General features: G+C 38.1%; 11 protein-coding genes, 1 tRNA gene and 1 pseudogene. 5 read left to right on the top strand and 8 right to left on the bottom strand.

What is annotated here, in order from left to right; translation table 11 throughout:
- Positions 1-126: 126 nt before the first annotated feature.
- The 4 genes and pseudogenes from QMD71_09535 to QMD71_09520 all read right to left on the bottom strand — a co-directional run bounded on the left by QMD71_09535 (position 127) and on the right by QMD71_09520 (position 2,681).
- Positions 127-591, bottom strand: coding sequence for a cytidine/deoxycytidylate deaminase family protein (locus QMD71_09535; GenBank protein MDI6841066.1), 465 nt, complete (start codon positions 589-591; stop codon positions 127-129).
- A gap of 2 nt (positions 592-593) precedes the next feature.
- A complete protein-coding gene (glyA, locus tag QMD71_09530) occupies positions 594-1,823 on the bottom strand; it encodes a serine hydroxymethyltransferase (protein MDI6841065.1) in 1,230 nt (409 codons plus the stop codon).
- 145 nt (positions 1,824-1,968) lie between these two features.
- Positions 1,969-2,400 (bottom strand): annotated as a pseudogene (gene rpiB, locus QMD71_09525) (ribose 5-phosphate isomerase B).
- Between the two features lie 56 nt (positions 2,401-2,456).
- On the bottom strand, positions 2,457-2,681 hold the full coding sequence (locus QMD71_09520; GenBank protein MDI6841064.1) for a hypothetical protein: 225 nt from the start codon (positions 2,679-2,681) through the stop codon (positions 2,457-2,459).
- Between the two features lie 164 nt (positions 2,682-2,845).
- On the opposite strand from QMD71_09520, the gene accD reads away from it, so the two are divergent.
- From accD to QMD71_09505, 3 genes are read left to right on the top strand one after another with little or no spacing between them, the layout of a single operon-like run.
- The gene (accD, locus tag QMD71_09515; GenBank protein ID MDI6841063.1) at positions 2,846-3,664 is read left to right on the top strand and encodes an acetyl-CoA carboxylase, carboxyltransferase subunit beta; all 819 of its coding nucleotides are present in this window, start codon (positions 2,846-2,848) and stop codon (positions 3,662-3,664) included.
- Between the two features lie 11 nt (positions 3,665-3,675).
- On the top strand, positions 3,676-4,320 hold the full coding sequence (locus QMD71_09510) for a biotin transporter BioY (protein ID MDI6841062.1): 645 nt from the start codon (positions 3,676-3,678) through the stop codon (positions 4,318-4,320).
- A 37-nt stretch (positions 4,321-4,357) separates the two neighbouring features.
- Positions 4,358-4,792, top strand: a complete 435-nt coding sequence (locus QMD71_09505; protein ID MDI6841061.1) for a DUF1284 domain-containing protein — start codon at positions 4,358-4,360, stop codon at positions 4,790-4,792.
- A gap of 78 nt (positions 4,793-4,870) precedes the next feature.
- Here QMD71_09505 and QMD71_09500 read toward each other — a convergent pair whose 3' ends face one another.
- The 4 genes from QMD71_09500 to rpsO all read right to left on the bottom strand — a co-directional run bounded on the left by QMD71_09500 (position 4,871) and on the right by rpsO (position 8,048).
- A complete protein-coding gene (locus QMD71_09500; protein ID MDI6841060.1) occupies positions 4,871-5,197 on the bottom strand; it encodes a hypothetical protein in 327 nt (108 codons plus the stop codon).
- Between the two features lie 143 nt (positions 5,198-5,340).
- Positions 5,341-5,730: a retropepsin-like aspartic protease gene (locus tag QMD71_09495; GenBank protein MDI6841059.1), complete on the bottom strand. Its 390-nt coding sequence runs from the start codon at positions 5,728-5,730 to the stop codon at positions 5,341-5,343.
- Between the two features lie 11 nt (positions 5,731-5,741).
- The gene (locus QMD71_09490) at positions 5,742-7,793 is read right to left on the bottom strand and encodes a polyribonucleotide nucleotidyltransferase (protein MDI6841058.1); all 2,052 of its coding nucleotides are present in this window, start codon (positions 7,791-7,793) and stop codon (positions 5,742-5,744) included.
- On the bottom strand, positions 7,794-8,048 hold the full coding sequence (gene rpsO / locus QMD71_09485) for a 30S ribosomal protein S15 (GenBank protein MDI6841057.1): 255 nt from the start codon (positions 8,046-8,048) through the stop codon (positions 7,794-7,796).
- Positions 8,049-8,174: 126 nt separating this feature from the next.
- Between rpsO and QMD71_09480 the strand changes: the two genes are divergently transcribed.
- Positions 8,175-8,262, top strand: a tRNA-Leu gene (locus QMD71_09480).
- A 6-nt stretch (positions 8,263-8,268) separates the two neighbouring features.
- Positions 8,269-9,777: a bifunctional phosphoribosylaminoimidazolecarboxamide formyltransferase/IMP cyclohydrolase gene (purH, locus tag QMD71_09475; protein ID MDI6841056.1), complete on the top strand. Its 1,509-nt coding sequence runs from the start codon at positions 8,269-8,271 to the stop codon at positions 9,775-9,777.
- The last annotated feature ends 97 nt before the right edge of the window (positions 9,778-9,874 follow it).

Here is a 9,874-nt window from a genome sequence, read left to right as displayed (position 1 = left end):
TAACTACTCTTCAAATTATCTTTCCCAAAAAACTACCCATTTCTAAATAGCCTTAATTCCTTATTCTTAAAACATTTTAATTATAGAGCTTGTATTTTTCACTAATTATTTTATTCATAGAATATACTACAATGTTTTATGGGGACTAAATTTTGTTACTTTCACACTTGCTTCTTTTAAAATATCTCTTGCCCACGAGTCTTCGTATCCCTCCTTATAAACAATCTTTTTGATTCCTGCATTTATGATTTGTTTACTGCATATAAAGCAAGGATGGTTTGTAAGATAAATAGTGGCACCATCAATGTTTACACCAAGTTTAGCTGCCTGTATTATTGCATTTTGCTCCGCATGTAGTCCCCTACAAAGTTCGTGGCGCTCACCACTTGGGATATTTAGTTTTTTGCGTAGGCAGCCAATTTCAGCACAATGAGGTATACCTGATGGTGCACCGTTATAGCCGGTGGATAGAATCCTTTTGTCTTTGACAATAACTGCACCTACTTTCCTTCTTAAACAGGTAGACCTTGAAGCTACAAGTCTTGCTATCTGCATAAAATAATCATCCCAAGGAGGCCGATGTTTAACCATTTTTAGTAAAGCGGAAAAAACTTACAAAGTTCATCTACCTCACCTCTAACTTTCTTAAGTATCTTATCATCTCCAGGGTGGCTTAATACAGTATTGATTAGCTCACATATACGCTTCATTTCAGGCTCCTTCATCCCTCTTGTTGTAACTGCTGGTGTCCCTATCCTTATACCTGAAGCAATAAATGGCTTTTGTGTATCGTATGGAATTGTGTTACGATTTACAGTTATACTTGCACGACCAAGAACCTCTTCAGCATCTTTACCAGTTATCCCTTTATTTCTGAGGTCAACAAGTAAAAGGTGAGTATCTGTTCCATCAGCCACAAGTCTATAGCCGTAGCGTTTTAACTCATTTTCAATTGCTTTTGCATTAAGTAAGATTTGGCGCTGGTACTCCTTAAATTCAGGTCTTAAGGCTTCTCCAAAGCACACTGCCTTAGCTGCAACTGTATGCATATGGGGACCACCATGGATTCCTGGGAATACCCATCTGTCTACATCCTTTGCCCATCTCTCTTTACACATAATTATAGCCGACCTCGGTCCCCTCAGTGTTTTATGAGTTGTAGTAGTCACTATATCTGCATATGGAATAGGTGATGGATGCAACCCAGCAGCTACAAGACCTGCAATGTGAGCTATATCTGCCATATGGTATGCACCTACTTCATCACAAATTTCTTTAAATTTATCAAAGTGAATAGTTCTTGGGTATGCTGATGCACCTGAGACAATAATCTTTGGCTGCTCTTCTTTAGCAAGCTTCATTAAAGCTGCGTAATCTATCAGCTCGGTTTTTGGGTCAACCTGGTAATGTATAACTCTAAACCACCTACCAGAGAAACTTATCTCATGTCCATGTGATAAGTGGCCACCGTGTGCGAGTGCAAGTCCGGCTATTGTATCACCAAAGTTTGCAAGTGTAAAGTATGCTGCCATATTTGCAGGTACACCTGAGAGTGGCTGTACATTCACATGCTCGGCACCAAAAATCTTCTTTGCCCTCTCAATTGCAAGCTCTTCAACTACATCCATAAACTCACATCCCCCATAGTATCGCTTATGAGGGTAGCCTTCGGCATACTTATTTTGGAGTACAGAACCTTGAGCCTCAAGTACAGCCTTAGATGGAAAATTCTCTGATGCTATAAGTTCTAAATTGTTCCTCTCCCTGTTCAATTCACCATTTATTGCATTGTAAACAGATGGGTCACTTTCTTTAAGCCCCATAAGGCCTCCCAATTAATTTTGCATTTTAATATTTGATTTTTGATATTTTAATTTACCTCCTCCATGCCCTTGATTGCCATTTTCTTGCCTCCTGTTGCCAGTGTTTGAGTTCCCGTTCCCACAGCTCCTTATCTACAAATTTTGACTCAAACGCTTTTATTTTATCAAGCCTCCGATTATGGCGCTCACCCTCAAATCGTGTTTCTATCCATGTTTTTATAACCTTTTTTGCAAGCTCAGCATCTACAAACTCAGCTCCAATGACAAGTATATTTGCATCATTATGGCGTCTTGCATACTCAGCCAGCTTCTCATTTATACAAAGAGCTGCTCTTATACCTTTTACTTTGTTAGCAGTAATTGACATGCCAAGTCCAGTGTTACATATAAGGACACCATAGTCAAAATCACCCTTTGCTACTCTTTCAGCAACCATAAATCCAAAATCCGGATAGTCGCACGCTTTCTTGGTCTGAGTCCCAAAGTCTTCAACCTCTATTTTTTCTACTTCTAAGAATTCTTTTATTTTACTCTTTAGCTCTACTCCTCTATGGTCAGCCCCGATTGCAACTTTCATATACCCTCCTTCCTTAAAAGCAAAAATTATATGTAGGAGTAGCCTATCCCTTTTTCCTATTTGCTAAGCAGCTTTGAAAAAATCTCTGTATGCCTTTTGTCTATTTCCTGCATTAGCTGCCTTGTGTTTTGGCTCTCCGTTTTTATGAGTTCACTAAGCTTGTTACCTAAGTCATTTATGGCTCTACCGTTCTGTCTAAGCAACCTTGTAAGTACAACAAAGAGAAAAGCACCTATTATAGTAAAGATTGCGGTAGAGATTGTTTGAATAAATAAACTCATATCACCCTCTCACCTTTTCCTCTTTTTTACTATATCAAAATCCTATGTAAAACCAGAATCAAAAATTGCAATTAGTTCCCTTAAAAATATTGCACTAAATTATGGGGTTTGTCAAGATTTTTTCTTGACAGTATGTGTTATTTCTTGTAAGTTTTAGATTAAATATGTGGTTTAAAGGCAAAAAGGGACTTAAACCTACTGTAAAACGAGAGGTACCTGACGGTCTATGGCTTAAGTGTGAGGGTTGTGGTGAAATACTTTATCGGAAAGAGATTGAAAAACACTTATGGGTGTGTGAGAACTGTGGCTATCATTTTAAGATATCTGCTAAAAAGTACATTGAAATATTAACAGATGAGTTTATTGAGGTTGAAGTCTCAATAGGACCTGCTAATCCATTAGGATTTGATGACTACCTTGAGAAACTTGAGTCTGATTCTAAGCGTACTGGACTTAAAGAAGCAATTATTGTAGGTGAAGCTAAAATTGGTCTCCATAATGTAGCTATTGGGGTGATGGATTTTGGGTTTAGGGGTGGTTCAATGGGCTCGGTTGTGGGTGAGAAAGTTAAGCGTCTAATTAAACTTGCAATGGATAAGAAAATTCCACTTATAATTGTGAGTGCCTCTGGTGGGGCAAGGATGCAGGAAGGGATTTTATCCCTTATGCAGATGGCAAAAACAGCAGGCACACTCGCTGAGTTATCAGAACAGAAAATCCCATTTATTAGTATATTGACAAATCCAACAACTGCCGGTGTTATGGCTTCTTACGCTTCATTAGGCGATATAGTAATAGCTGAGCCAAAAGCACTCCTTGGGTTTGCAGGTCCTAGGGTGATTGAGCAAACAATAAAACAGGAGCTGCCACAAGGATTTCAGAAGTCTGAATTCTTGCTTGAACATGGATTACTCGATATGGTAGTACCGAGACCAGAGCTTAAGTCTACTCTTATAAAAATATTAGACTTCTTTAAGTCGTAAAGGGGGGAGCAATGAATGTAATAGCAATAGTTGATAAATACCTACAGGCGAGGTATTTATTTTTCAAATGGCGCTATGAGTTAACAATTGCAAAAAAGTTAATTTTGGCTTTCAGTATGGCATGCGTCACAGGGTTGTTGGCACAGATTTATATTTATTTACCGTTTACACCCGTCCCTTTTACTGGCCAGGTTTTAGGTGTCCTTTTAAGTGGAGTATTGTGTGGTGCCACATATGGGGCAATGAGTCAGGCAATGTATCTTGGATTAGGGATAGCAGGTATACCTTGGTTTGCGGGTAAAGTTGGTGGCTTAGCTATTTTTAGTCAGCCAAGTTGTGGTTACATTTTGGGCTTCATTGTTGCAGCTTTTGTGATTGGTAGATACACTGATAGATACATAAGGGCACGCAGTTTTGTGTCACAATTAGGACTTATGATGATAGGTGTAGGTATCATCTACATTTTTGGTCTTCCTTATCTCGCATTTAGTATAGGCACGGGCTTATTGGATACAATTGTGAAGGGAGTAGTCCCGTTTATTATTGGCGACTTGCTAAAAGCGGGCATATCTGCAGGTATTAGCGCTTCAATTCTACCAAAAGCATCGTATAATGGAGAAGTAGATAAACTAAGATACTCAGACAGAAAATACTAATCATTGATTTAGACAGATATGTAATCAGTTTACATCAATGATACGGATTAGAGGACATCATCTATTATGTATACAGGGGTTTCAAGGCTATGGATACAGCCCAAAATTTGTTGCTAATATGAATAAAATCGTTAGAAGTATAAACTCAACACCTGAGTTATTAATAGAGGTAACTGATGATTGTGACGATATATGTATCCCGTGTCCACATAATGTAAATAATATATGCTCAAAAGATGCAGATTCTGCAAAGAATGTCAGAGATATGGATTTATCCCGCCCCTTTACAAAGGAGCGGGATTTACAAACTTTGAGCCTGCTATCTCTGAAACCTGGTGATAAAATTAAAGCAAAAGATATTAATAACTTAGTTAACAGAATCCCTAATAAAATAGATATTATCTCAATTTGTAGTAAGTGTGAGTGGAAGAATGTATGCACTTGGTTTACTTCACTACAACAAACTCAATAATAAGCAATATCAAATGCTCTAACAAAATAATTAGTAGTCCGTCCCCTATTCTCCCTATTATTATTTTCAAATGCCAACTTACAGCTCTACTAGTTCTCCTTTTCTAAGCTTGCAAAAATCAACTTGAGGTGGACTCACGCTCTCATCTATATCTGCACCCCAATCTTCAAGAATTACTGAACCAAGCAATACATCTATTTCCTTACCGTTTTCTTCACCCAAATTGTTAACTTCAAAAAAACGCTCAGCAAAACAATATCTCCTTTCACTTGTATCTTTAACAAAGCCAGTTACAATTTTTACTTCTTTAAAACTTAATCTCTCGCCCCCAAGTCTCACCTTAAATGACTCAACTGGTGCTTTTTGAAACTCTTTTACCCATTCTTTTTTAATATATGACCTCATGAACCTGTATCTAAGATAGCATTTAGTTTTTTACCTCTTATTTCTATTTCCGCTAAAGCTCTTGACATAACTCCTCCACTTTATTATTCTTTACATTCTGTAGGAGATTGCTTCGCTGCCTGCCTGACGGCAAGGCGTGTCACTCACAATGACGAAAGAGATACAAGCACTATTTCAAGTGCTTTCTCGTCAATGATAAATTCTTCTGTAGCTGGGTCAAGCTTTATCTTCCATCTCTGGAGGAAATCAGTCCCTATAATCACTTCATATGGTAACTTTTGAACTACCAGAAACATATGAGCAAGGGGATGCCCTTTTATATTAACCTGTAAAGTGGTTGTAAGCTTTGCCTTTAGAACAGTTCCGTTGCCAAGTAAAAAAGTTAGTGGGTTAGAAAGTGGAAGGATTTGTGTAATTCCTTTTGCTATATCTTCCCTCACAAAACAGGCTGAAGCTCCAGTATCAAATAAAACTTCGCTCTCTCTTTTTCCTATACTGCCAGAAACCAGTAGTCTTTTCTTAATAATTCCCATTCTTCTACATTTTAGTGGAGTAAAGCTTTCCTTGATAGCTGTATCTTGCCTTGCTCATCAATACCTATCACTTTACACGGAACCTCTTCACCTACTTTTACCTCGTCTTCAGTTCTCTTTACCCTATAGTTGGCGAGCTGTGAAATGTGAATCATCCCTTCTTTACCGGGAAAGAGTTCTACTATTACACCAAAAGGTAATATCTGCTTAACTTTGCCAATGTAAGACCTGCCAACTTCAATATCCTCAACTATGCCTTCAATTATTTTTTGAGCAGTTTGTGTTGTTTGCCATGAATCTGAAGCTATTGAAACTTTGCCATCATCTGATATGTCTATTTTAGCACCTGTCTTCTCTATTATCTCTCTTATAATCTTGCCACCAGGTCCTATTACCCGGCCTATCTTCTCTTTAGGTATCCAAATAGCACTCAGTTTAGGTGCATATACAGAAACTTCTTTCTTAGGCTTAGGAATTGTAGAACCCATTTTATCAAGTATAGAAAATCTAGCCTCTTTTCCAATTTTTAATGCTTCCTTAATGGTATCAAGTTTAAGTCCTTTGGTTTTGACATCAAGTTGTATTGCAGTTATCCCTTTGCGAGTGCCGGCAACTTTTAAGTCCATATCTCCAAAGTGGTCCTCTTCTCCAGATATATCCACAAGTATTACATCTTCTACAAGTCCAAGTGCTACACCTGCAACATGCTCTTTTATTGGAATTCCAGCATCCATAAGGGCGAGTGAGCTACCACAAACAGTCGCCATTGAGGATGAGCCATTAGAAGATAGTATATCAGACACAATTCTAATAGTGTAAGGAAAATCCTCAGCTGATGGAATTACAGGCTCAAGTGCCCTCTCTGCAAGTGCTCCATGTCCTATTTCACGCCTGCCTGGAGGTTTCAGCCTCTCAACTTCGCCAACAGAGAAGGGCGGAAAATTATAGTGGACCATAAAACTTTTGTATGACTCACCTATAAGCTCGTCTATCTTTTGCTCATCCATAACAGTCCCAAGAGTGATAGCACAAAGTGATTGAGTCTCCCCCCTTGTAAACAAAGCTGACCCATGAGCCCTCGGAAGAAGACCAACTTCACATGAGATAGGCCTCAAATCAAGTGGACTGCGTCCATCAATACGAAGTTTATTTTGTATAATTTGACCTCTAAGATAATCATTTTGTACTCTCTCAAATTCCTCTATAAGCTCATGCTCATCGTAATTTTCTTTAAGCTCTGAAATTATTGTAGCCAAAATTTCGCGTAGCTTTTCACGTCTCATAGCCCTTTCTCTAATTTTAAGTGCACCCTCAATCTTTGCAGCCCATTTGTCACGAATTAAATTTCTTAATTCAGTTTGTCTTTCCTTATCTCTGTCTACATCAATGATAAAATTTTTAGTTACTTCTTTTATTTCATTTTGTAATTCTATAATTTTATTGAGTTCAGGGAGTGCAATTTCAAGTGCCTTGATGATAGTATCCTCATAGAGTTCACGGCACCCTGCCTCTATCATAGTTATCCCATCTGCTGTCCCTGCTCCTATAAGGTTGAGGTCAGAGTTCTCAAGTTCTGGTATTGTCGGATTTACTATAAAATTATCTCCAATTAACCCTATCCTCACAACTCCTATAGGGTCTGGGAATGGGATACTTGATAATCTTAATGCAACTGAGGCACCAATCATAGATAATATGTCACCATCATTTTCTTGGTCTGCTGAAAGGACTGTCCCAATTATCTGGACAGGGGTTCTCAATTCTTTAGGAAGTAATGGTCTTATCGGACGGTCTATAAGCCTTGAGGTGAGCACTTCTTTTTCTGTTGGCCTTCCTTCTCTTTTAAAAAAGCCACCCGGTATCCTACCGGCAGCGTAGCGGCGTTCTAAATAATCACAGGTTAATGGGATAAAATCGGAATAGACTTTAGGCTCTCTTGTATCTCTACAAACTGTGACAAGTACAATTGTGTCACCATATCTAATAATACAAGAACCATCGGCAGCAGCTGCTAATTTATCTGTCTCAACAGAGAGAGCTTTACTTCCTATTGTGAGTTCCATCTAACCCCTTATTTTGAGCGCGTCTACCAGTTTCTGATACCTCACAGGGCTCTTGCTTAACAAGTACTTAAGTAATTTCCTTCTTTGACTTACCATCATAATAAGCCCTCTCCTTGAGTGTTTGTCCTTCTTATGGACTTTTAGATGGTTGCTTAAATTATCTATCCGATTGCTAATCAGAGCGACCTGTACTTCTGGCGAGCCTGTATCTTTAGGATGAATAGCAAATTTCTTTATAATCTTCTCCTTCTCCATATAACCTCCTATAATTAAAATATATTAATTTAACACATTTGTCAAATAAAATTTTTATACTGTTAAAATAAGTTAAGAATTTTAAAACTTGACTTTAAACTTATCTTATGGTAACTTAACGGTCAAGGGCGAGTGGTGGAATGGTAGACACTGGGGACTTAAAATCCCCTCTCCGATAACAACGGGGGTGAGGGTTCAAATCCCTCCTCGCCCAAAAAAAGTGAGATACGCACTTATTAGTGTATCAGATAAGAGTAGACTATTAGAATTTGCAAGAGAACTGAATACACTTGGATTCAAAATTATTGCAAGTTTAGGGACACAAAAAATATTGAAAGAGGGTGGAATAGAATCAATAAGTGTTGCAGAGATTACTGGGACACCTGAAATTCTATCTGGTAGAGTAAAGACTATGCATCCGAAGATACTTGGTGGCATTCTTGCTGATAGAAGTAATAAAACACATCTTAACGAGCTCAAAGAGCTTAGCATCCCACCTATAGATATAGTCATTTGCAACCTATACCCATTTGAGACTGCCCCAGGAATTGAAAACATTGATATCGGTGGCGTTAGCCTCCTGAGGGCAGCTGCCAAGAATTACAAGTGGGTAACTGCTGTAACTAATCCAAATCAATATAATAGAGTAATTGCAGAACTTAAAGCTAACGGTGAAATATCTGAGAATACAAGACTTGAATTTGCTAAAAAAGTATTTAGGTTGACATCTGTATTTGACTCACAAGTAGCATCATTTATTGGAGATACAGGAATAAATTTGACTTATGAAAAGGTAACTGATTTAAGGTATGGCGAAAATCCACACCAGACTGCCTCTCTTTATAAAACGGGTGGGTTTGGGTCTCCAGACCCAAACAGCCTAATTTCAGTAGTTAATGCAAGACAAATACAAGGTAAGGAACTATCTTTTAACAATATTTACGATTTAAACACTGCATTATTAATTATAAAGAGCTTCCCATCTCCTTGTGCTTGTATACTAAAACATGCAAACCCGTGTGGTGTAGGGATAAGTGAAGGTGTGCTTGATGCATACAAAAAGGCATATGCTACTGACCCGGTATCAAGTTTTGGTGGAATAGTGGGAGTGAATCGTGAAGTCACAGCTGAGCTTGCTAATGAGATTACGAATACATTTATTGAAGCCATGATTGCACCATCATATACAGATGAAGCTAAAGAAATAGTAAAAAAGAAAAAGAATATGAGGGTTCTGCAACTACCACTTAATGGTAAACTTTCACAAAAATCACTTAGGTGGATAGAGGGTGGTCTCCTATTACAGGATAATGATGTATTACCAGATAATGAGGCTGATTGGGAAGTTGTCACAAAAAGGGAGCCAACGCCAGCCGAATTAAGTGCATCTAAATTTGCATTTAAGGTGGTGCGTTTTATAAAATCAAATGCTATATGTATTGCAACACAAGACCGTACTGTAGGTATAGGGGCAGGTCAACCAAATAGGATAGGTGCACTTGAGATTGCGCTCTCAAATATGAAAAGATTTAACCTGAGCTCTGAAGAGACTGCGTTAGCATCAGATGGCTTCTTCCCATTTAGGGACTCAATAGACCTTGCACATAAGGCAGGTATAAAATGTATAATACAACCGGGTGGCTCTATTAGGGATAATGAAGTAATAAATGCATGCGATGAGTATCGTATTGCAATGATATTTACACATCGTAGACATTTCACTCACTAAATTTTTTTTAAAAAAAGTTGCTTTGTTGAATAATTAAGTTTGCACTTCCTATTTCTGCTAAATCCCACAGAATTACACCGCTACTAACTCTCTTTTA

The organism is bacterium, from assembly GCA_030018315.1.
Taxonomy (GTDB): domain Bacteria; phylum Hydrothermota; class UBA3073; order JACQXS01; family JAGMCI01; genus JASEGA01.
This window is presented reverse-complemented; position numbering and strand designations above follow the sequence as displayed.

Coding starts and splice junctions, on each gene's coding strand:
- QMD71_09535 (MDI6841066.1), bottom strand. CDS start 591: ATGGTTAAACATCGGCCTCCTTGGGATGATTATTTTATGCAGATAGCA.
- glyA (MDI6841065.1), bottom strand. CDS start 1,823: ATGGGGCTTAAAGAAAGTGACCCATCTGTTTACAATGCAATAAATGGT.
- QMD71_09520 (MDI6841064.1), bottom strand. CDS start 2,681: ATGAGTTTATTTATTCAAACAATCTCTACCGCAATCTTTACTATAATA.
- accD (MDI6841063.1), top strand. CDS start 2,846: ATGTGGTTTAAAGGCAAAAAGGGACTTAAACCTACTGTAAAACGAGAG.
- QMD71_09510 (MDI6841062.1), top strand. CDS start 3,676: ATGAATGTAATAGCAATAGTTGATAAATACCTACAGGCGAGGTATTTA.
- QMD71_09505 (MDI6841061.1), top strand. CDS start 4,358: ATGATACGGATTAGAGGACATCATCTATTATGTATACAGGGGTTTCAA.
- QMD71_09500 (MDI6841060.1), bottom strand. CDS start 5,197: ATGAGGTCATATATTAAAAAAGAATGGGTAAAAGAGTTTCAAAAAGCA.
- QMD71_09495 (MDI6841059.1), bottom strand. CDS start 5,730: ATGGGAATTATTAAGAAAAGACTACTGGTTTCTGGCAGTATAGGAAAA.
- QMD71_09490 (MDI6841058.1), bottom strand. CDS start 7,793: ATGGAACTCACAATAGGAAGTAAAGCTCTCTCTGTTGAGACAGATAAA.
- rpsO (MDI6841057.1), bottom strand. CDS start 8,048: ATGGAGAAGGAGAAGATTATAAAGAAATTTGCTATTCATCCTAAAGAT.